The sequence below is a fragment of the Vibrio sp. 1731 genome (assembly GCF_033339955.1).
Taxonomy (GTDB): domain Bacteria; phylum Pseudomonadota; class Gammaproteobacteria; order Enterobacterales; family Vibrionaceae; genus Vibrio; species Vibrio alginolyticus.
Window position 1 is genome coordinate 1 of record NZ_JAWOVO010000010.1, and the last position, 21,849, is coordinate 21,849.

Consider the following 21,849-nt stretch of genomic DNA (forward strand, 5'->3'; position numbering starts at 1 on the left):
ATGGATATCGAGATACTGATTACTTCTTCTTAAAGATAAAAGCGGCTTTCCCCGGAAAGCCGCGATGAACCTTTTTTTATACCTAAATTTTAGCTGTACGCATTTCTATAACTAGAAAAAAACCAGAGGTTAGCCTCTGGTTTTTTCTGTTTGTTTAAATGCCAACTATAGGGGCTTAAAGCATTTTACGCGCTGCTTCTACAACCACTTTAATTGAACGCGCTTCCGTTTCTTTCAGAGTTGAATGATCTGGAATCTCTTTTTGTGTACGGTTGATGATAACACCTGCCACACAACCCGCTTTTAAACCAGAGCTCGCACACATTGTTAGCAGTGTTGCAGACTCCATCTCGAAGTTAAGTACGCCCATGTCTTGCCATTCTTGCATAGAGCCTTGGAAACGCTTAACAACACGACCAGAGAACGTATCGTAACGTTCTTGACCAGGGTAGAACGTGTCGCTTGATGCAGTCACACCCATGTGAACTGTAGCGCCAGACTCTTCTACCGCTGCTTTCATTGCGGTTGCTACTTCAAAGTCAGCAACTGCTGGGAATTCCATAGGAGCAAAGTGTAGGCTCGCACCGTCAAGACGAACTGACCCCGTCGTTACGATCATGTCACCCACGTTTACATGCGGTTGAATTGCACCCGTTGTACCAACACGTAGGAAAGTACGAACACCAAGCTGTGCCAATTCCTCAACTGCGATAGAGGTAGAAGGACCACCAATACCTGTAGAACAAACCACAACAGGTTTACCGTCTAGCTCTGCACGGTATAGCGTGTATTCACGATGGCTTGCTAGAAATACTGGATTTTCCATTTGTTCTGCGATTTTTTGAACACGCGCTGGGTCACCAGGAATGATCGCTAGAGTCGCACCATTAAGATCAGCTTCAGTAACACCTAAATGGAATACAGCTTGAGACATAAGTCGCTCCTTATTGTGGCTTATTTTATGAACAATAAGCTCATTAATCAGTTATTGGGTACAGATGCACTGTAGCGAACCTTTCACCAACATAGAGTGATCACAATCACAATGACAAAATGTAATGAAAATGAAATTTCAAACAAAACTGGTATTGATCACACTTTAAGGGGCGTTAAATCATTTTGTTGCATAGCAATGCGTGATTTCAAGGACGAGAAAAACGTCTGATCGCATCAGGTGAATACGGTTAAAAAAAGCCCGATACACGAATGCCTCGGGCTATTAATGAGTGGGATCATTGGTTAGGTCAGTTATTTGATCTGTTTGGACTCAAAACGAAGTAATCTCAACGCATTCAATGTCACCAGTGCTGTTGCACCACTGTCAGCTAATACTGCAACCCACAACCCAGTAACCCCAAGTAAACTTGTCATTAAGAATACACCTTTCAAACCTAGCGCTAACGCGACATTCTGACGAATGTTACTTAGCGTCGCACGAGACAGTTCTATCATGGCAGGTAGCTCAATCAACCGGTTGTGTGTTAACGCCGCATCAGCAGTCTCGAGCGCAACATCCGTACCGCCTCCCATCGCAATACCAATGCTCGAAGCTTTCATGGCTGGAGCATCATTGATACCGTCTCCCACCATCGCAACGGTATGTTGTTGTGATAGTTTCTCGACGTAATGCACCTTGTCTGCAGGTAACAAACTCGCTTTATAATCCAAGCCTATTCTATTTGCCATTGCTTCTGCACTTCTCGGGTTGTCACCCGTTAGCATCACCGACGTGACCCCAAGTTCCTTCAACATTGCGATGGCTTGCTGGGCATCTGAGCGCAATGTATCTTGCCATGCGATCACGCCAATGACCTCGTCATCGTAACGAACAATGACAACCGTTTTACCTTGTTGTTCCAACGTAACCACTTGCTCTTTGGCTTCTTGAGAAAGTGGAAAGTCTGCCTTTGAAGGCGTGACCACTTGGACCATTTTTCCATCGACGTAACCAGTGACACCAGAGCCTACTTGCGCGGTTTTATCCAACGCTTCAGGAATAGTAAGCCCCTGCTCTTGCACTTTGGTAACTAAAGAAACCGCTAGAGGATGACTTGAACCAACCTCGATTGACGCAGTTAGGCTAAGTAACTTGTCTTCATCCATATCAAAAGCAAAGACGTCGGTCACTTCTGGTTTACCTTGCGTCAGTGTCCCAGTTTTATCAAATGCGACAGACTCAACCTTGCCAAGCAACTCAAGCGCCGCTCCACCTTTGATCAATGCGCCCCGCTTAGCCGCTGCCGCCAAGCCAGAAGTGATCGCCGCAGGCGTTGAAATGACTAATGCACATGGACAAGCAATCAACAGCAGGGCGAGTCCTCGATAGATCCACGTTTCCCACGGTTGGGCAAATAGTAATGGCGGCGTAACGATAACCATCAGAGACACCAACATCATTAGTGGCGTATACCAACGGCTAAATTTATCAAGAAAGCGTTCTAATGGTGCCTTACGGGATTCTGCTTCTTCAATCAAATGAAGAATTCGATCTATCGCATTCTCGCCCTGACGGGAAGTCACCTGTAAACGAACCACTTTATCGACAACCACAGCCCCGGCCATCACTTTGCCACCGGTTTGATGTTCAACGGGAACAGATTCTCCCGTTAACGCACTTTCGTCAAAACTCGCAAGCGCATCTTGCAAAACACCGTCGGCAGGCAAACGACCTCCGGGGGCGACTTCTATGATATCCCCTGGTTTAAGCTGAGCAGCTGGTACTTCTTTACGCTCTCCATCAATAATTAAAATTGAATTTTCTGGGACTAAGTCCATTAACGCCTGGACACCGCTTCGCGCGCGAGATGATGCATATGCTTCTAACTTTTCACCAATAAGGAAAAGCAATAACACCATTGCGGCTTCGGCGGTTTCACCTAAATATAAAGCGCCGAGCGCCGCTACACTCATTAACGTTTCAATCGCAAAAGGCGTACCGCTACGCGCCAACTTAAATGCTTTGAGCGCGATTGGGTATAAACCAAGTAAACACGTCAAAGTGAATAACCAAGCGCTTATTTGAGGGTCGATCTTAGAAATGACTGCCGCAGTAGCCATTGCACCAGCAATCGAGAGAATTTGGATGTTGTCTCTTATGACGCCAAGCCAGCCTTTCTTTGTAGTGCTTGGTTTTGGAGCATCAAGTGAAGAGAGCGGGAAACCCGTTTTTTGGGCTGTCTGCTCTATCGTAGCTATCAGCTCTCGACCATCAAAATCGACGACCAGTTTTTCTGTTGCAAACAAAACCTTGGCTTGGCTGACGCCTTGTAAAGACGTAATGGCTTTCTCAAGCTTTTGCGCACAAGATGGGCAATCCATACCTGACACAAGCCAAGCGTTCCGAACGGAGGAATTACTCTCCCTTGTGGGATCGTCTTCCTCGCCTGTGTCAACGCTGCAGCCTCCTCCACTACAGCAAGAGCTTTCAGAAACATCAACACTGGCCTGAGAGATATTGAGCGAAGATTTTACTGGCGCACAGCATGACTCGCTTGCACCAAGCGGCACCGCAGTTTTGATTTTGCTAGATTGGCAACCTTGATGTTTTGTACACATAATTTTTTCCTTATTGGTATCGGTGATTTACCTATTGCTAAGGGTAAACCTTAGAGTAAGCTCCAAGGTCAAGATAAATTTGTACAGTTCGGCGATAGAAAATAAAAAAGACGCCGAAGCGTCTTTCCAAACCAGTTTAAAAGCAATATTCCGTAAAATTTAAACAGAGAGGTTAAACGGGATGCTTAAAACACTCATTTAATGTCATTCCGATGGCACGCAGCACGTCTCTTCTTGTGATAACACCAACCAACTTACCTTTGCCATCCACCACTGGATACATTTTCGGCTTTCCAACTTTCATCATGTCAGCCAGTTCAATTACTGACATTTCTGGAGAAACAGATAAGACATCATCATGCATACACTCTTGTACCGTATGTGTATCTTGGCAGTGATAACTTGCTTTCACCAACTTATCTAATAAGTCTTGCTCCGATAAAAACCCAACCACTTTTTCATTTTCATCAATGACAGGGCCACCTAGTGTGACACTTTGCATTACTTTGTTTAAAGCTGCCGAAAGTGACATATCTTTCGTGAAAGTCACCGCTTGCAACGTCATGTAATCTTTTACTTTTAATGAATGCATTCTTATCTCCTTAAGGGCATTTTATTGCGGCCTTTAGATAAGTGTCGCCTAATTTCCTGATTTTACTAAATGGAAAGGAGTAATTTTATTTATAGGCACAGCCTATTGAACTAAAACAAAATTAACTCACCGAACAACATTCACTGTATTTCGTTAAACGCAAGATTCAGCCAGGCTGATTTTTCTAGGCAAAATACAACAAAGCCAGTCAATTGACTGGCTTTGTTATTATGTAATTGTTGCGTTAGCTATGTTGGCGGCGCATGTTGTCTAAAATAATGCCAGTCGCCATCGCGACATTCAGTGATTCGGCACCGCCAAACGCTGGAATCGTGATCTTATCTGTCACGAATTTTGCTGCGGCTTCGCGCACACCATGAGATTCGCTGCCCATCAACAAAATACCTTCAGCAGCGAAATCCGTTTTATGAACGCTCTCTCCTTCCAAAAACGCGCCATATACTGGCAATTTGGCGTGTTCCAAGTAACTTGGCAAATCCACCAAACTCACTTGTACGCGGCCAAAGCTGCCCATGGTCGCACTGATCGTTTTAGGATTATAAGGATCAGCACAATCTGTACTCGCAATAATGTGCTTGATGCCATACCAGTCTGCTACACGAATAATCGTACCTAGATTACCAGGGTCGGATACACCATCTAGCGCAATCATCAAGCCTTTCGCTTGAGGCTCTTTTACACTCGGAATTTCAACCACAGCAATGGCCGCATTATTGCTCACAAGCGTGCTCGCTTTGGTCAATTCATCAAGCGATGCTTCAACACAATCAAAACGATTTAGCGTACCAGCATTTTGTTCGAGAAATGCTGCTGTTGCAAAAACCTGCTTCACCTTCAATGAACTACTTGCTAGCTCTAGTACGTTCTTTTCACCCTGAACTAGGAATAAGCCATGCGCTTTACGCTGTTTCTTTTGACCTAAAGCACGAAGCAGTTTTAATTGGTTTTTTGAAATCATTAAAGTATCCCAGGTGAAAATGGTTATTCGACGAGCGTACCCTAAACAATCTTCACGAAAGTTCGGTATCGAGCGGATGAGATTATAAATTATACCTAAATAACCTCAAGAAGCTTGATCATCAGAAGACGTTGAACACCAAGCGTAGCCAAAATAAAAGAAGGCTCAAAAACGAAAAAAGCCCTGCGATAACGCAGGGCTTTCAAAGGGTGGGACCCCAGCCACATCCCGGCACACAAGTCACACGCTGCGGCTGCTTCCTTCCGGACCTGACCGAGTTCACGAGCTATTGTTGCGAGAGGACCAGAGCCCCATAATTCTTTTCGAGAGGTCTTGCCTCAATCGATGGGGCGATTATTCAGTATCAGCTCTCACAATGCAAGAGCAAAAACCTTGAATTTCATCATTTCATTACCGTTTGAACAAAACTCGATCAATTCATTCCTTTATGATGAAACCGTACAGTCACGATAAGAGGAGTCGTGCCGTGAGGACTGCTTACTCATGTACATGTCTTCATCAGCCAAATGCATCGCTTGCTCTAAGCTCATGTGCCGTTCCCTTTTTGCAGAGAAACCAATAGAGATACTTATAGACTCCAAATCACTACATAATTTGCCTTTCACGTCGATTCTACTGAGCTCTCTCATTGCTCTAGTTAACTCGGCTTGCGTTGGATAACCCAGCAATATGAACTCATCCCCTCCAATTCGATAACATCTTCCCGACCAGACATAATGAATTTTTAGTGCCAGTAGTTGTAAAACTTCGTCCCCAGCGCGATGCCCATAAGTGTCATTGATTCGTTTGAAATGATTAATGTCTAAGTAAAGTATGGATAGATCTTTGTTTACTCCTTTTCGATACTTTACTTGCAACGCACGACGGTTCCTTAACCCTGTTAAGTTGTCAGTGTTCGATTGACGGTAAAGATAAAGCGAAACACAAATAGCAAACAATAACACAAAGATAAACACAGCTTGTGTTTGCGTCGCTAATCGAATCTCATATTCAAGTGCGGTACGCCAATCTGGGCGTACATCGTACTGAGCAATGATCTTATCAACTTCTAACATCGCTATCGCTCGACTGAAGAAAGGCGCAAGCATGGCTCCTTTTTCATTCGCGACCAATCCAACAGAGAGTTGTGACTCATAAAACTCGCCAATAGCGGTATCCTGCTCTATCGGAACCAATTCACTGAGACGTAAAAAATGATTGAGCATCGCCGTATCCATCGGAATGTAATCGACTTCTTCATTTAGTAGCCCCTGAATGAGCTCTTGTTGGGTACGATAACGTTTGAGTTCTTTTAGCGGTAACAGTTGCGTCATCATTTGATCGAAAAAGTCATCCTTAACTACGCCAATCCGCTCAGATATCAACTGTGAAACATGAGAGTATGTGCTCGGTTTGTAACCTAAACGCTTGACCATCACCGATGCTGGCGCGTAATGGGGCTTTGGAAAGTAGCTAAATGCGCGCCGCTCACGGCTGACCGTTAACGGCGCCAAAATTTCGAAATTACCTTGGATAAACTCATGGTACATAGAACCCCAGCTTTCACCAGGCTCACTAATGATCAAGCAGTTTAAAGCCAAGATCTCACAGCTTCTCAGGACTACATCAGCCGTCATCCCTTCGACACTACCATCTGCGTTGTATACAACATATGGAAAGATAGATTCGAGCTTAATCCGTATTGGTTCATTAAAATCAAGGGGTAATAAACGAATAGAATCACGCAACGCTGCTCGCCTTAATTCAAATTGATACTGGGAAATTTCTTCGCGAAGCTGCTTTTGCACCGCTTCCCCGTGAATAAACGTAGCGAACGTGTCCAACTCTTCAAGATGATGATCTTTTTTACTGATGATGGATACGGGCTTTATCGAAATCTGATCATTGAGCATCTTGGCGTCAAACCCCTCCATCAGCATCGGCTTGAGCTGGTTAATGGCATCGACAACGCCATCCACAGCACCTGAACGTAGCAGTGTTACTGCTTGTTCGTGACCTTGATAAGAGATCTGTTCTAGCTCAGGGTAGTGTTGTTTAAGTAATTGGGCATAAACTGTATCTTTGGGGACGCCAACACGCGAAATGTCACTCAACGTCGAATCTTTTAAACCAAAGAGGTAGGTATATTCGATATTTGTTGGGCGGGAATAACTAAAACGTTGAGCACGTTCTTGTGTGTAAGTGATATTCGCAGCAAAGTCCGCTTCCCCATTCGCTACTGAATTTAGAATGGCATCAAAGCTGGAGTAGTTCACGTATTGAACGGTAAAGCCAAACTCCTTTGAAGCAGCATTGAAAAGAACACGAGTGACGACATCATCCGCTTCAGTCGCGACTTTATAATGAGCAATTAAAGGGGCTTCGGCTTTTACATTCAAACTCAAGAGGCAACATGCAAAAAGCAACAGTGTTCGAGCAAAAGTTGTCATGACAAACTTATCTTAAATCAACCACTTATATTGTGGTTATTATTATTGGAAGTGTAGTAAATATGAAATGAAGAACATATACTAATCTCCATTTTGTTCCACAACCAATTCGATACTCTGCCGCACATGTCACTTTTTACCTGACTAAAAACTCATAATTCAGCCTGTTCATCGCTACTACGTAAAATATAGTCAGTCATCCAAGCCGTCCCTAACAAACAGATCCAAACCACGAAAACAGGGTTTGGCACATCCGTGGTCGGGCTGACGACTAAGGCGGCAAAACCCACAGTCGGCAATGTCCAACATAATAATTTGCTCCAACGAATGGTATGTTGAAGCTTCGCAAGTGCTTCCATTGACGCTAACATTCCCGTCAAACTTAACGCCATAAGAACGGCGTACGGTAGGCCTGCAATCCACAAAGGGAGCAACAAAAACAACGGCCACCAGCTGTGTTTATTGGATGGCGTCCAATGCGCAGCCGACCACCACATCGCCATAACCGCAATGGTTTGAACCACTGTAACCCAAGCAGACCCATCCAGCTTACCGCCTTGCTGTGTGACCATAAGACCAACTTGCAGTGTAAGTACAATAAGACCAGCGGTGAGCAACACGCCTAAAGAGCTTCTACGAGAAAACACCACCATTAAAAGTGGGAAAAGGATCAAAACACCAACCGACAAAGCAATTGGCTGCATTGAGAGTGTCGCACCAAAAGCCATCATCGCGCCCAGCAATACTAAGCCAGCGAACCCACCTTGTGGCAGAACCCACAGCGCGGGGATCATAAGTGCAAGAACGGGAATGTCACCCTCGCTCAAACTCATCGCCCGAACGCAGACAACAGCGAGTAAGGTCGTAACGAAAAATTGAAGTGTCGATAAAATCATAGCGCCTCCTGGCTTCCCCACCTACTTGGTAACTCAACGGCAAAAACTGGGATTGAAAGTCGTTGAGAGGGTCTAGATTCAAGCTTAGCTTGCGTTTGCTTCATGCTGTTTAAGGCTCATCAACCAACGACACTAAAGAACAGAAAATGTAATTCTTCAAAGTGAGTCGCTGAAAACACAAGGGTTAAGAACCGTTAGCAATATACAAGTCCAATGGTTTACCATTCCTTAGTAATCCAAAATAGACACTTTTGAGTATGGACCAATTTTTAGCGCAAATCTTTGCTGTAATTCACCAAATTCCAAAAGGAAAAGTCTCCACCTATGGGGAAATTGCAAAAATGGCCGGTTATCCGGGCTATGCGAGACATGTTGGTAAAGCACTGGGTAACCTACCAGAAGACAGCAAACTCCCCTGGTTTAGAGTGGTAAATAGCCAAGGAAAAATATCTTTAAAAGGCAGAGACTTAGAGCGACAAAAAAAGAAATTAGAAGCAGAAGGGATTGAAGTCTCGGAAGTTGGCAAAACTTCACTTAAAAAATACAAATGGCAGCCTTAAGCTGCCATTTTTTGTTCTCAGTACGTCGTATTAACGTGTTCCAACTAGACGAATATCTAATTGGTGAGTTTGTGCTTCATCTGTAATAACACCGTTATGTGTGCCGCTGATAAAACGCAGCTTTCCATCTACCTCAATGCGAGCACGAACGCTGTAACGATGGTTTGGTTTGATTTCATTGCTGTCGTAACTCAACTCAAAAGAAAGAGGAACTTGCTTACCTTCTGTTTCGAATGTCTGTTTCGCCAACACTTTTGCTGGCGCATCCGCCAAGGACACATCTTCTAACGCAATAGTAACCACTGCGTTTGGTGGCAAGGCAATCCGCTCGCGATAAGCCACTGTACCTGTAATCGTCTTCATTGACGCCTCTGTAGATTCCATTTCTGTATTTTGAGAAGTTTGGCAACCCACTAACGCAGCCCCAAAGAGTAGAGAAGTAACAAGTAGTAGTGTTTTTTTCATATATTCCTCGAAAAGAGCATTAAACCGAAGCAATTATAGGTGTGGAATATAAAACTGTCTGCTTCCTGTCATTTTATTTGACAATAGTTTGACTGAGTTAGAATTTATCAAACAATTGATTTTGTTTCATAATTGGAACAATACTATTTCTAAGTTACTCAATAGTTCTTAACTATGCTACTTCACAAGAGTGAGGCTGTTGAGGTAACTTGGAATGAAAGACAACGGTGAGGAGACACAATGAGTAAACCACTACGAGAATTGCTCAGCCTACTACAACTCGAAAAATTAGAAGAAGGCTTGTTTCGTGGCCAAAGTGAAAACCTAGGTTTGCCTCAAGTTTATGGCGGTCAAGTAATTGGGCAAGCACTTTCTGCTGCGCGCTACACCGTTGAAGAAACACGCACGGTACACTCCTTCCATAGCTATTTTTTGTACCCTGGCGATCCAGAAAAACCTATTATTTATGACGTAGAAAATCTGAGAGATGGCCGTAGCTTTAGCACTAGACGCGTAAAAGCAATTCAAAATGGACGCCCTATTTTTTACCTAACCGCATCCTACCATGGCGATCAACCTGGGTTTGATCATCAAAAAGAAATGCCAGATATCCCTGGTCCAGAAAACTTTGCCTCAGAGAGTGAGCTCGCAAGCCATATTGCAGAATTTCTACCCAAACGCTTACGCAAAACATTTTGCGGGGAAAAGCCAATCGAAACTCGCCCCGTTACGGTTATCAACCCTTTGAAGCCCAAAAAAGCAGAACCCAAACAGTACCTTTGGATTCGTGCTAATGGTGAAATGCCAGAGAATCAGCTAATTCACCAGTACCTTCTGGCCTACGCATCCGATTGGGGATTCCTTGTGACAGCAATGCATCCACATGAAGTCTCATTAATGACGCCTAACTTTCAAGTGGCCACCATTGACCACTCTATCTGGTTCCATCGTCCGTTTAAGATGGATGAATGGCTTCTATATGCGATAGAGAGCCCAACGGCGAGCAATACTCGTGGGTTGGTCCGAGGCGAAATATACAACCAGCAAGGTCACTTAGTGGCGACCGCCGTGCAAGAAGGGGTGATGCGCTACACGAAATAGCTCGTGTTCGTTACACGAAAAAAGGAGTGCTGTTCCGCACTCCTTTTTTAATGGGTATCAAACGATGATTAATTTGGTTGATACTTCATGTTAACAACCGACCATTCGTAAAGTGATTTCGGGTAACCATATTCACCTTTCCCGTAAATGACATTTGGGTCGGCATAGAATCCACCTTTATTCGTTGCTAAAAATTCACGAACCCCACGACGGTAAGTAATCACAGGTGCTACTAACTCATACTCTACCTTTTCCATCTTCGAGTCATCAATTATTAAGAACCGAGTCATACGAATCGTGCTGCCGTTGGTGCAGTACCCTGGGTCATCATAGTCAATTGCTTCAAAAGGCTTGAGATCATCTTCGAACAGCTCTGATGTACATCCATCAAATCGAGCTAAGTGTACCCACGCTCCTTTTATTAGAGTTTGGTCATCGTTACCCACCGGCTTGAATGCAAGTAGTGCAATCTTACCTTTGCCGTATAATTTCAACTCTTCGTCCGTTGGCTCACGCACTGAACGAACGTTCATCAAACCAAACTCACTTTCTTCTAAGTTAGAAAACTCACGTGCATTTAGCGTGCTAAACAATACTGTTTGTTCAGTTTCAAGCAATGTATATTGATCCGCAACACCTTCATCTGCAAAGCTTAGATACAGCTGGACTTTCTTACTTTCCAACGCTTTGTAATCTCGAGATTCTCCTTCCGAAACGTCGAGAGAAATCCAACGTCTTTTTACTGGTGGGAGGTCAAGTAACGTCAGCTCTTCCTTATCAACATCTAATGAAGCGACTCCTTTAATTGTTGAGCTGGATATTTGATAGCTGCGGTTTCCTATTGGTGTACCAAAGTCTAGCTTAACCTTTTTAAATGGTTCAAATTCCACCTTCATTGTAGAAGCACTTAAACCAGGGTGATTCGCTTTGTTAATAGTGCCATTTACGACGATTGTTTTAGCTTTGTAGTTGCGCCCAGTAAGGGTAACCTCTAATTGGTACGTGCCTGCATGCAGGATTTTCAAACGCCCTGTATCAGGAGAAACTAGCTCGACCACAGGGTCTTTTTGGTTAATAAGACGGTAACTTGCCTTCGCAGTCCCACCACTCATCACTGGTGAGATAACACTACCAGCGGAGAATTCTACCGTTGGGTAAGTAACCGATACAGGGTTTGTGCCTTGTTTAATCGTGACCGAGAAACTACTTTCACCCGGATCCACTTTGTCGTCCCCCGCATCCGAAACAATAATTTTTGTGCTACCCGCGTTAAGAATTTGCATGGCACCCGTTTGGCTGTTTAAGGAAACCACATCTGTTGCAGCGTTGTCTGCAAATCGGTACGTAACTTCCCCAACCGTACCAGAGATTTTCGGCGCAACAAATGTTTGGCCAACCTTCCAAATCTCTTCCACATCGGATTGAACTTCAATTCGGCTCGGCGCACTCAAAATTGTCACGTAGACTTTTTGATCAGGACCAACAGTATAATTCGCGCTCTCTTTTCTGCGCACAGTTAGCGTCGCTTTACCCGCTTTATACACATGGAGACGTCCTTCACTAAAACCACCGACAACATCTGGTGCGGTGTTATCTACAATCTCAATTTGCTCGTCAGCACTCAAACCAAAATCACGGTGAAGATCAAAACTGTATTTGTTGCTGTATACAACGTCATAATCGTGCGTTGCCATGGGTTGGCCTTCAGCCTTTGCTACTTTAATGACGACATTAAATTGAATAGGTTGGTAGAACTCCCCACCATCGTCTTCAAACTTAAGGTCGTACTCACCCGCAGTCACTACCTCCAACTTGCCGTCAGTCATTCGTAAGCCATTAGGTAAGCTGCTAACTAGATTTACGTTACCTTTTTGCCCTTTAAACGCCAGAGGGATTGAAAGATTTGGTTGATAGGTAAGCGGCATTTCAATGTCTTTTATAACGGGATGAGGCGCGCGATTAACTTCAAGATCAAAACGAGTTTTGCTTGCAGGATAATTACGCATGTCATGCTCGTAAATTTCCACTTCAGCAGCACCAACACCTTTGATCAGTAATGCTTCACCATTTTCAGTTTTAGCGACAACGTCTTCACCACGAATGATTCTCAGCTCATAGTCACCGTAGGCGTTCGTCACCTTAGGGAAAATTCGTCCACCTTCCTCATAAGTTGTGACAATATCCGCTGCGCTGATTTCTTGACGCTTGCCTTGTTTTATATCCACAAAAAATTGCGCTGTTTGCTGTTTATCTAGAAACGCGTCGCTGTAAGTTGCAGTCGCTTCAACCGTTAATCGCCCAACATTATGAACAAGAAGCAAACCCGTTTCAGGGTCTAGCAACTCGGCCACCTTGCTGTCTGGTACGCTATTTATGATTTTGTAAGAAATACGTTGCGTTTGAGCTTTATCTAAACGCACTGGTTCTAACGTCAACCCTTCTCGATACTCGTCTTCAAGCAAAGCGAACTGTAATTGCCCCGGAGCTACTGCATGCAGTTTAACCGTAGCGCGAACTTGTTTCGGCAAGTAAAAGTCGTTACCTGAATCAGTAATCAGCACCGATGCCTGACCAACTGAACCTAATGAATATACCGAACCGTTCTCATCAACACGAATCAAGTTATGACCACTTTCTACCTCATAACTCAGTTCGCCTTTTTGGCCACGGACGATCAACGCTTTTCCTTCTGACTCAATCGCATTGAAATTCAGATCACTCACTGAAAGTTCAGTATTGATGCCTCGCTCTACAGTGACAGAAAATCTTGCTTCAGAAGATTCATAAGCAGAGCTACTATCTGTAGCAAGAATAGTCGCCGTTCCTGGGCGCAGAATTTGTAGTAATCCTGAGTCATTAATTTTCACGACATTTGGCGGATTAGAATCAATGACTTGGTAAGATACCGACCCATGTACATTGCTCAGTTTTGCTTCAGTAACCGTTCCCACTCCTTCAAACTTCAATACCGTGTCTTCCACTTTTAATTGCGGACGGTTCTGCTTTGTTATCGTAGTTGGTGTCTTCGTATTGTTCGGCTTAGAGTCTCCCCCACCGCCACAGCCAGCAAGTAAAGCTGCGAGAAAAAGCAAATAGTAATTTCTGTTCATTTTTAGTAATACTTTGTTACATACAAGATGGGGCGATAATAATACGATGTTTTATTAATCACTATCCCCATTTTTGAGTACTTTATTACTTAAGTAATTGCTACTGTATTCATCCTAAAAACAAATACTCAAAAATAGCGACCAAATTACATGAAAACACAAAAAGCAAACGTTTAAATCAAACTCTTCCATTAATTTAGTAAAAATTAATATTCAATAAAATAAAACATGAAAAAGAAAGAGAAAAAATTGCGTTATTTTTTCTTTCATTATGATATATGGGATTAATGGACTGCAAAAACAAATGGTTAATGAAAAATGGAAGAGAGAATAAATATCGTTTATATTTATGAAAATCTGATAGGAAATAGTTTTAAAAGCATAATCAAACTACCTTTTAACATTTAAAATACTAAAAGGTAGAATTAACATTAGATAGAATTCTTATAGGGCGAGTTATTTTAGGATTGGTAACTCTGTTGTGTATTTAATGGACTCCATAGCAAATGTTGAAGTCACATTAGATAGCCCTTTTACGCTATTAACTAACCGCTTATAGAATTCGTCAAAACACTTCATATCTTTGACTAGTACTTTCATCATGTAGTCATACTCGCCAGCCATACGATAAAACTCCATTACCTCAGGAAAGTCACTCACAGTTGTAACAAAATGGTGATACCAACCTTCGGAATGATCAATCGTTTTTAACTGAACAAATGCAATGAAAGATAGCTCGAGCTTTTCTGCACTTAACAACGCCACGCGTTTTTCGATGTAGCCCTCTTCTTCCAACCTTTTCAAGCGCTTCCAGCATGGTGTTGTAGTAAGATTGACTCGCTCAGCCACGTCATTTAATGACGAGGTGCTGTCGGTTTGTAGTAAAGCAAGCAGCTGCTTATCTATTCGATCTAAACTCATTTCTATAAACCCATAAAATGTAGAAAATTTTTCTACAAAAATCTTTATTAAGAGTAACAATAGCAAAGTTTTTCTCGAAAATTATAGATAAATTATCCCTATCTAATACTTATCTATCGATTTCCCAAGGAGAGACGCCATGTGTACTGACCACAATTGGATCAACAATGCAGTGCGTAAAATTGAAGCAGACTTCCAACGTTCTGCTGATACTCACTTATTTAAACTCGAACTACCTTCTCTTGATGGTATCGATATCTATCTAAAAGATGAGAGTACGCACCCTACAGGCTCTCTTAAGCATCGATTGGCGCGCTCATTGTTTCTTTATGCTATTTGTAATGGATGGATTGGTCCTGAAACCACTGTAATCGAGGCGTCCTCAGGCAGCACTGCCGTTTCGGAAGCGTATTTTGCGCGTTTACTTGGCTTACCGTTCATTGCCGTCATGCCGAAAACCACTGCACGTAAAAAGATCGAACAAATTGAATTTTACGGTGGTAAAGCGCACCTTGTTGAACGATCAGATCAGATTTATGACGAGTCTCGACGCTTGGCTCAAGAGCTAAATGGTCACTACATGGACCAGTTTACTTATGCTGAACGCGCTACTGACTGGCGCGGTAACAACAACATCGCGAACTCTATCTTTAGCCAAATGGAGTTAGAAGATCACCCGATTCCTAGCTGGGTAGTGATGAGTCCTGGAACAGGCGGCACATCAGCAACCATTGGCCGTTTTATTCGTTACCAAAAATACGACACTAAGCTTTGCGTGGTAGACCCTGAAAACTCAGTGTTTTACGATGCTTTTCAGTCAGGTAATCACTCATTAAAAGGCGATACTGGCAGCAAAATTGAAGGTATCGGGCGACCACGTGTCGAACCAAGCTTTATTGCTGGTGTCATTGATGAAATGCGCAAAATTCCAGACGCAGCCAGTGTGGCAACCGCCCATTGGGTATCTCAGCTGATTGGGCGTAAAGTCGGCGCATCAACAGGCACCAATCTTTACGGTGTGCTGCAATTGGCTTGTGAGATGAAACAACGCGGTGAGAAGGGTTCAATCGTGACGCTTCTATGTGATTCTGGAGAGCGTTACCTAGATACGTATTATGACTTAACATGGGTAAAAGAGAACATCGGCGATATTCAACCTTACTTAGCTCAACTCGAAGTCATTCAAGCAAAAGGTTGCGTTGAGCCAGCTTGTTGCGGCTCAACTAACGCTTAACGTGCAAACTGGACTTTAAAAAACAGCCCAACTTCATGCGGGCTGTTTTTATCGCTGGGTTTTACTTTTTCTGGCGCGCTTCAAACGCAGCCAATTGTTCTGGCGTTGCCGCTGGTTGATGATTTTGTTTCCACTCATCGTAAGTCATGCCGTAAACACGTTCGCGAGCGTCATCAATATCTAAATCCAAACCGAGATTTTCAGCCTCAGATTTATACCATTTGCTAAAGCAGTTGCGACAGAAGCCCGCAATGATCATCAGGTCGATGTTTTGTACGTCTTTGTTGGCATCTAAATGCGCCAATAAACGGCGAAATGTCGCCGCGTCTAACTTATCTTGTTCTTCTTGAGTCAAGTTTTTATATTTGAATTCAGCCACTTTCCTTTCCTTCTCTCTTATTTGACTAGCTTTCGTCACCATATCTAGTTAGTTGGTAGTCATGAGTAAGAAGTATGCTTTAGCGCAACAATTCCCATTCTAAAATCACTACCTTTGATAAAAGCTGATATGATAATTACCACCCATCCTATTGATTAAATTAACATTTAAACAAATCATTACAACGGTCTTTTACCAAGGTTATCGTCTAGTTATGAAAAACGCCATTCTATTATTGTCTACCTTGACCATTAGCGTGCCAACTTTAGCTGCTCAAGAACAAGCTCATCAATCTTATTTTTATCTAGGTACTGGTAACGTTGGTTTTGATACACCGTACTTCGGCTCGGATAGAGACAATGAGTGGTCAACACCACATATCACAGTTGGCTGGGGTTACCATGTAAACCAATACCTCGCGTTTGAAGGGGTTCTGCGCTATTCACAAAATGAACTTAAGAACGATGCTCTAAAAACTGACTTAGATCTTCACTATTACCAAGCAGGTATGTCTGCTGTTGTAACGAGTGATGACTTAGGCGATACGCCACTATCACTATTCGGTCGCGCAACAGCGCTTGGCACTCAAGCCGAAATGTACGTACCAAACGAACAAAAGGTCACAGATGACTCAGGCGCACTATTCAACATCGGTGTTGGCGTCCATTGGGATATGAGTACAGATATCTGGTTACGCGCAGAGTACATTTATAATGTCGCAGATATGGGTTTTGAAGATTTTTACGACAGCTACGAAGGTGTACAAATCAGCCTAGGGAAACGCTTCTAATCGAACGCTTCCGAGCTAACTTTAAACCGATAAAGAGAAGCCGAGGTTATTACCTCGGCTTTTATGTTTTAACGTTTGATTTAAGGGTGCGCTATACGGCCCTTCGTATCATGGCTAATTGCTTTGTTTAACTCTGCTTCTACATGACCTGGTGCTTGTGTTTTCGCCGAAATCAATCGGTACATTGCCGGGATAACAAACAAGGTCACCAATGTCGCAAACCCCATCCCGAAAAAGATAACCGTACCCACGGCAATACGGCTCTCATAACCCGCCCCTGTCGATACTATCAACGGAATTGCGCCAGCAAGTGTGGTAAACGCAGTCATCAAGATTGGACGTAGACGTCGCGCAGCTGCATCAATGATCGCTTTTTCAAACCCAACGCCACGATCACGTAGCTGATTGGCAAATTCTACGATCAAAATACCGTTTTTCGTCACCATACCAATCAACATGATCATGCCGATCTGGCTATAAATATTCATACCTTGGCCCATAATAACCAAACCAAGGAAGCCACCAAATACACCCATCGGCACCGTAAACATGACCACTAACGGGTTTACGAAGCTTTCAAACTGAGCCGCCAACACGAGATACGCCACTAGTAGTGCCAATGCAAACACAACAGCAACACTCGCTTGGTTCTCTTTAAAGTCTTTCGACTCCCCCGAATAACTCACCGAAATGTCACCCGGTAAGTTGTCGATGGCTTCCTGGTCTAGGTAATTCAGCGCATCTCCTAATGTATAACCTTCCGACAGGTTGGCAGTAATAGTGATGGACTTCTGTTTGTTGTAGTGAGAAAGACGAATAGAGGCCGCCACTTCTTCAATTTTTGTGACCGCATCTAACGTCACTAGCTGACCGCTATTCGTGCGCAGATAAATCTGACTTAAATCTGCAGCATTATTAAAGCTATTTTCATCACCGCGAAGATACACATCGTACTCTTCGCCACGCTCAACATAAGTCGTTTCGCTTTTACCACCGAGCATGATTTCTAGGGTGTCAGAAATGTCTTTAACACTGACTCCTAGCTCTGCGGCACGCTGTCGGTCAACTGTAACCAATAACTCAGGCGTTTTTTCCGAGTAATCTATCTCTGCTCCTTCCATCATTGGTGATTCTTCTGCTTTGTTCTTTAGCATTTCAGCCCAAACAACGAGCTCATCGTAATCAGAGCCGCCTAATACGAACTGAACTGGCTCACTCGAACCACCTTGGAAACCTGGCATAAATGGGAACACTCGAACATCTGGGATACCTGCCAATTCTTTCCGTACTTTGTTAAGGGCTTGCTGAGCCGTGATATCACGTTCGTTCCAATCTTCTAGAATCATGATCACAAAGCCTGTCTGGTCTCCTGCCTGGCCACCAAACGCTGGCGTTTGGATGCTGAATGACTTCAGATAACCTTGCCCTAGTAATGGCATCAATCGGTCTTCGACAATGTCCATATTGGCTGACATACGATTGTATGACGTAGCGTCTGCACCGCGCACAAACGCGAATATCACACCGCGATCTTCTTGTGGGGTCAGCTGGGCCGGTACCTGATTCATCAAGAAATAGCTACCGCCCAAACAAGCTAGAATCACCAGCGGAGCAGCCCAACGTACTTTCAATGCACCTTTCAATAATGCGCGATAGCCACTCTCAAGCTTGCTAAACAAGCGATCAACCGCTTCATTGAATCGATTTGGTTTTACATTCGCCTTCAAAATCTGACTACCTAATACAGGAGTCAGCGTCAGGGCAATCAAAGAGGAGAATATGACCGACATAGCTAGCAATACAGAAAACTCTGTAAATAGTAGACCTACCATGCCATCCATAAAGGAGATCGGTAAGAACACCATCACCAGCACTAATGTTGTTGCTATAACAGCAAAACCAACCTCTCTTGTGCCTTTATATGCGGCGAGTAATGGCGATTCACCGCGTTCGATATGGTGGAAGATATTCTCTACAACCACAATTGCGTCATCCACCACCAAACCAATCGATAATATCAATGCCATCAAGGTGATCAAGTTGATAGAAAACCCAAAGTAGTACGCGGCAATGAACGAAGAAATCAGAGAAACAGGTACCGTAACCGCAGGAATTAAGGTTGCACGAGCTTGACCGATGAAAATGTACAACACCAAAATCACCAAGCCGCCCGTGATAAATAGCGTGCTGTACACCTCTTCGATTGAACGCTCGATAAACACTGTCGCGTCGTAATCTATCGCAAGACGTGTACCTTCTGGTAAGAACTTCTGGATGTTATCGACTTCAGACCTAACCAGCTTCGCTACTTCTAACGGGTTTGCGTCTGACTGCGGTACCACACCAAGACTGATGTTTACTACACCATCACTTTTGAAGGTTGAGTTTTCGTTTTCTGCACCAATGAAGACATCTGCTACATCTTTTAAATAGATAGGTGTATTGTCGCTTGCGCGTTTAATGACAAGATATTGAAAATCTTCAGGCGTGTTATAAGTACGAGCCGTACGCACGGACATTACTGTTGAGTCGTTGCGAACTTCACCACCTGGGCTTTCTAGGTTCTCACTTCGCAAAGCTGATGTAATGTCCGAAGCTGTAACTGAACGTCCAGCCATTAGTTCTGGCTTAAGCTTCACGTACATTACCTTGTACAAACCACCGGAGAGATCAATGGAGCTAACCCCAGAGATCAGGCTAAAGCGGTCCATCAATACACGTTCGGCATAATCCGTTAATTGAGTACGGTCCATCTCTGCAGAACTGAGATTGATGTAGAGCGACGCCTCTCCCGAGCCATTGTTCTTATAAACAATAGGGTCATCCGCTTCATCAGGTAGCGAGCGCTGAGCACGAGCTACGGCATCACGCACGTCGCTCACACCTGTGTTGAGATCGTAACCTAACTCAAACGTGATCGTGATACGCGACATGCTGTTACGAGTAGTGGAGCTAATTTCATCAACCCCACTGATCCCAGAAAGCTGGTCTTCCAAAACGGAGGTAATTTGGCTTTCAATAATAGTCGCCGATGCACCCTCATAACGCGTACTGATAGAAACGACTGGGCTTTCTATATCAGGCATTTCACGAACGGCTAATTTGGTGAATGACACAAAGCCAAACACACACAACAGCATGCTCAGAACCAACGCCGCGACAGGGCGTTTAACTGAAACGTCGGACAGTAACATTAGTTTTCTTCCTCATCCGATTCACTGTCATTGCGTGTCACATCCGTGGTGTTCGCTTTTAGTGGCGCGACAATTTCTTTCACTTCGACACCATCACGCATGTTAACAATGCCTTGAACCACAATCTTGTCACCAATCTCAACACCAGATTCGATCACCACCTCGTTACCAACACGAGCACCTAGCGACACTTCTTGACGAGTAGCTTTGTTATTTTCATCAATTACATATACAAAACGTTTAGTTCCGGAGTATTCAAGTGCTTGAACAGGAATGATTGGCGCCTTAATAGCAGGAAATGCTAGTGAAGCGTTCATCAACATGCCCGGCTTCAATTGATTTTCTGGGTTATCAAACTCAATACGCACGCGAAGATTCAGTGTTTCGGCGCTGATCCGCGTATCAATACCTGTGACTTGACCAGTAAAGGTCTGGCTACCCCATGCACTGGTTTTAGCGATGACTTCCATACCAATAGAAAGCATCGATAAATAGCGCTCCGGTACTTGTAAATCCAGTTCCATGACGGAAAGATCATCCAACGTCAAAAGTTCAGTACCCGCACTGACCATTTTGCCGCGGCTAAAATCGATAAAACCAACAGTGCCAGAAAATGGGGCAGTAATATGGAGGTCAGCTAAATTGGCTTGAGCAGCATCAAGCCTCGCTTGTGCTATTTCAACACTGGCTTTTTGTGCATCGATTTCAGTTTGAGTAATCGCATTCCGCTTAACCAAACGTTGGAACTCTTTTAACTTACGCTGTTCATCTTTAAGGTACGCCTTTGCCTCAATCAAAGCGGCTTGAGCCTTATCGTCATCTAACTTAATTAATAGCTGGTCTTGCTGGACATTTTGATTCGCTTTAACAGCGATTTGATTCACTTTGCCGGCGACTTCCGATGCGACAACCACAGACTCCGCTGCCTTTAATTTGCCGATAAGAGTTAAGGATTGATTGATCTCGTGCGTTTCTACTTGTTCAGTCACAACGGTAACCGCTGAGCCTCCTCGCATCGCAGCGCAAACCGATGGAGAACTCAGTAATATAGAAAGCGTTAAAACAGATAACGATAACGTGGCTTTCATGCTCATGATATTGACTTCTAAACGAATAAACTTATGTCATTAAACTGCTTACAGTTTATCAGTAGATACGGTGTTTAACGTCAAGTAGTGTAAATTCAAGTAAAAAGCGCGCTTCTCTTCTGTTCAAAGGACAAACAAAACGCTGACTTTCTACCATCTTTGCCCAAAAAGACAGCATTCAACGTAAAAACGTAAGAAAAACGCTTTACAGCCTGAGCGAGTTTGCTATGATTCGCTCCGCACTTGGGAGATGAGTTGGGAAAACATCTTACTAAGTATAAAAATCCTCTGGAGGGGTTCCCGAGTGGCCAAAGGGAGCAGACTGTAAATCTGCCGGCACTGCCTTCGATGGTTCGAATCCGTCCCCCTCCACCATATTCTTTCTTATGTTTTTCCTTTAAACATGAGAACAACTTGGAAGCTAGGTTGGGAAACTAACTTTTAAGTATAAAAATACCCTGGAGGGGTTCCCGAGTGGCCAAAGGGAGCAGACTGTAAATCTGCCGGCACTGCCTTCGATGGTTCGAATCCGTCC

General features: G+C 43.7%; 16 protein-coding genes, 1 tRNA gene and 1 other RNA gene. 5 read left to right on the forward strand and 13 right to left on the reverse strand.

Translation table 11 applies throughout. The features are described from left to right. Positions 1-175: 175 nt before the first annotated feature. The 7 genes from udp to R7035_RS13280 form a co-directional block, all read right to left on the reverse strand. Complete coding sequence (gene udp / locus R7035_RS13250; protein ID WP_005378479.1) at positions 176-934, reverse strand: uridine phosphorylase; 759 nt, start codon at positions 932-934, stop codon at positions 176-178. 314 nt (positions 935-1,248) lie between these two features. Continuing rightward, positions 1,249-3,555: a zinc/cadmium/mercury/lead-transporting ATPase gene (locus R7035_RS13255; protein ID WP_318146162.1), complete on the reverse strand. Its 2,307-nt coding sequence runs from the start codon at positions 3,553-3,555 to the stop codon at positions 1,249-1,251. Between the two features lie 172 nt (positions 3,556-3,727). Further along, positions 3,728-4,147 (reverse strand): CBS domain-containing protein, encoded by a 420-nt coding sequence (locus R7035_RS13260; protein WP_005378483.1) that lies wholly within the window; start codon positions 4,145-4,147, stop codon positions 3,728-3,730. Positions 4,148-4,391: 244 nt separating this feature from the next. Further along, a complete protein-coding gene (locus tag R7035_RS13265) occupies positions 4,392-5,126 on the reverse strand; it encodes an RNA methyltransferase (protein WP_005378485.1) in 735 nt (244 codons plus the stop codon). 212 nt (positions 5,127-5,338) lie between these two features. Further along, positions 5,339-5,435: signal recognition particle sRNA small type (gene ffs / locus R7035_RS13270), an RNA gene on the reverse strand. 137 nt (positions 5,436-5,572) lie between these two features. Beyond that, a complete protein-coding gene (locus R7035_RS13275; RefSeq protein ID WP_017634751.1) occupies positions 5,573-7,576 on the reverse strand; it encodes a GGDEF domain-containing protein in 2,004 nt (667 codons plus the stop codon). 152 nt (positions 7,577-7,728) lie between these two features. Continuing rightward, positions 7,729-8,472, reverse strand: coding sequence for a hypothetical protein (locus R7035_RS13280; RefSeq protein WP_005389942.1), 744 nt, complete (start codon positions 8,470-8,472; stop codon positions 7,729-7,731). A gap of 257 nt (positions 8,473-8,729) precedes the next feature. Between R7035_RS13280 and R7035_RS13285 the strand changes: the two genes are divergently transcribed. After that, positions 8,730-9,032: a DNA base-flipping protein gene (locus tag R7035_RS13285; protein WP_033905036.1), complete on the forward strand. Its 303-nt coding sequence runs from the start codon at positions 8,730-8,732 to the stop codon at positions 9,030-9,032. A 30-nt stretch (positions 9,033-9,062) separates the two neighbouring features. On the opposite strand, the gene R7035_RS13290 is transcribed toward R7035_RS13285, so the two are convergent. Then, a complete protein-coding gene (locus R7035_RS13290) occupies positions 9,063-9,497 on the reverse strand; it encodes a YbaY family lipoprotein (protein WP_262651942.1) in 435 nt (144 codons plus the stop codon). 240 nt (positions 9,498-9,737) lie between these two features. Here R7035_RS13290 and tesB point away from each other — a divergent pair, with 240 nt between their 5' ends. Beyond that, a complete protein-coding gene (tesB, locus tag R7035_RS13295) occupies positions 9,738-10,598 on the forward strand; it encodes an acyl-CoA thioesterase II (RefSeq protein WP_005378575.1) in 861 nt (286 codons plus the stop codon). A gap of 68 nt (positions 10,599-10,666) precedes the next feature. On the opposite strand, the gene R7035_RS13300 is transcribed toward tesB, so the two are convergent. Together R7035_RS13300 and R7035_RS13305 are read right to left on the reverse strand one after the other, a co-directional pair. Further along, positions 10,667-13,708 carry a cadherin repeat domain-containing protein gene (locus tag R7035_RS13300; RefSeq protein WP_262651943.1) on the reverse strand — a complete coding sequence of 1,014 codons (3,042 nt, stop codon included), beginning with the start codon at positions 13,706-13,708 and terminating at the stop codon, positions 10,667-10,669. Between the two features lie 456 nt (positions 13,709-14,164). After that, complete coding sequence (locus tag R7035_RS13305; protein ID WP_005378579.1) at positions 14,165-14,629, reverse strand: Lrp/AsnC family transcriptional regulator; 465 nt, start codon at positions 14,627-14,629, stop codon at positions 14,165-14,167. A 139-nt stretch (positions 14,630-14,768) separates the two neighbouring features. Between R7035_RS13305 and R7035_RS13310 the strand changes: the two genes are divergently transcribed. Continuing rightward, positions 14,769-15,863, forward strand: a complete 1,095-nt coding sequence (locus tag R7035_RS13310) for a PLP-dependent cysteine synthase family protein (RefSeq protein WP_005389952.1) — start codon at positions 14,769-14,771, stop codon at positions 15,861-15,863. 61 nt (positions 15,864-15,924) lie between these two features. On the opposite strand, the gene R7035_RS13315 is transcribed toward R7035_RS13310, so the two are convergent. Further along, positions 15,925-16,242, reverse strand: a complete 318-nt coding sequence (locus R7035_RS13315) for a DUF1244 domain-containing protein (RefSeq protein WP_256901030.1) — start codon at positions 16,240-16,242, stop codon at positions 15,925-15,927. A gap of 214 nt (positions 16,243-16,456) precedes the next feature. On the opposite strand from R7035_RS13315, the gene R7035_RS13320 reads away from it, so the two are divergent. Further along, a complete protein-coding gene (locus tag R7035_RS13320; protein WP_047100886.1) occupies positions 16,457-17,032 on the forward strand; it encodes a porin family protein in 576 nt (191 codons plus the stop codon). 80 nt (positions 17,033-17,112) lie between these two features. On the opposite strand, the gene vmeF is transcribed toward R7035_RS13320, so the two are convergent. Together vmeF and R7035_RS13330 are read right to left on the reverse strand one after the other, a co-directional pair. Then, positions 17,113-20,226 (reverse strand): multidrug efflux RND transporter permease subunit VmeF, encoded by a 3,114-nt coding sequence (gene vmeF / locus R7035_RS13325; RefSeq protein ID WP_149191937.1) that lies wholly within the window; start codon positions 20,224-20,226, stop codon positions 17,113-17,115. Further along, on the reverse strand, positions 20,226-21,320 hold the full coding sequence (locus R7035_RS13330) for an efflux RND transporter periplasmic adaptor subunit (protein WP_005378593.1): 1,095 nt from the start codon (positions 21,318-21,320) through the stop codon (positions 20,226-20,228). The genes vmeF and R7035_RS13330 overlap by 1 nt, the downstream gene beginning before the upstream one ends. 284 nt (positions 21,321-21,604) lie before the next feature. On the opposite strand from R7035_RS13330, the gene R7035_RS13335 reads away from it, so the two are divergent. After that, positions 21,605-21,689 (forward strand) — tRNA-Tyr (locus R7035_RS13335). The last annotated feature ends 160 nt before the right edge of the window (positions 21,690-21,849 follow it).

Bases quoted from the DNA above. Each gene is read 5' to 3' on its own strand.
- udp (WP_005378479.1), bottom strand. From the start codon at position 934: ATGTCTCAAGCTGTATTCCATTTAGGTGTTACTGAAGCTGATCTTAAT.
- R7035_RS13255 (WP_318146162.1), bottom strand. From the start codon at position 3,555: ATGTGTACAAAACATCAAGGTTGCCAATCTAGCAAAATCAAAACTGCG.
- R7035_RS13260 (WP_005378483.1), bottom strand. From the start codon at position 4,147: ATGCATTCATTAAAAGTAAAAGATTACATGACGTTGCAAGCGGTGACT.
- R7035_RS13265 (WP_005378485.1), bottom strand. From the start codon at position 5,126: ATGATTTCAAAAAACCAATTAAAACTGCTTCGTGCTTTAGGTCAAAAG.
- R7035_RS13275 (WP_017634751.1), bottom strand. From the start codon at position 7,576: ATGACAACTTTTGCTCGAACACTGTTGCTTTTTGCATGTTGCCTCTTG.
- R7035_RS13280 (WP_005389942.1), bottom strand. From the start codon at position 8,472: ATGATTTTATCGACACTTCAATTTTTCGTTACGACCTTACTCGCTGTT.
- R7035_RS13285 (WP_033905036.1), top strand. From the start codon at position 8,730: ATGGACCAATTTTTAGCGCAAATCTTTGCTGTAATTCACCAAATTCCA.
- R7035_RS13290 (WP_262651942.1), bottom strand. From the start codon at position 9,497: ATGAAAAAAACACTACTACTTGTTACTTCTCTACTCTTTGGGGCTGCG.
- tesB (WP_005378575.1), top strand. From the start codon at position 9,738: ATGAGTAAACCACTACGAGAATTGCTCAGCCTACTACAACTCGAAAAA.
- R7035_RS13300 (WP_262651943.1), bottom strand. From the start codon at position 13,708: ATGAACAGAAATTACTATTTGCTTTTTCTCGCAGCTTTACTTGCTGGC.
- R7035_RS13305 (WP_005378579.1), bottom strand. From the start codon at position 14,629: ATGAGTTTAGATCGAATAGATAAGCAGCTGCTTGCTTTACTACAAACC.
- R7035_RS13310 (WP_005389952.1), top strand. From the start codon at position 14,769: ATGTGTACTGACCACAATTGGATCAACAATGCAGTGCGTAAAATTGAA.
- R7035_RS13320 (WP_047100886.1), top strand. From the start codon at position 16,457: ATGAAAAACGCCATTCTATTATTGTCTACCTTGACCATTAGCGTGCCA.
- vmeF (WP_149191937.1), bottom strand. From the start codon at position 20,226: ATGTTACTGTCCGACGTTTCAGTTAAACGCCCTGTCGCGGCGTTGGTT.
- R7035_RS13330 (WP_005378593.1), bottom strand. From the start codon at position 21,320: ATGAGCATGAAAGCCACGTTATCGTTATCTGTTTTAACGCTTTCTATA.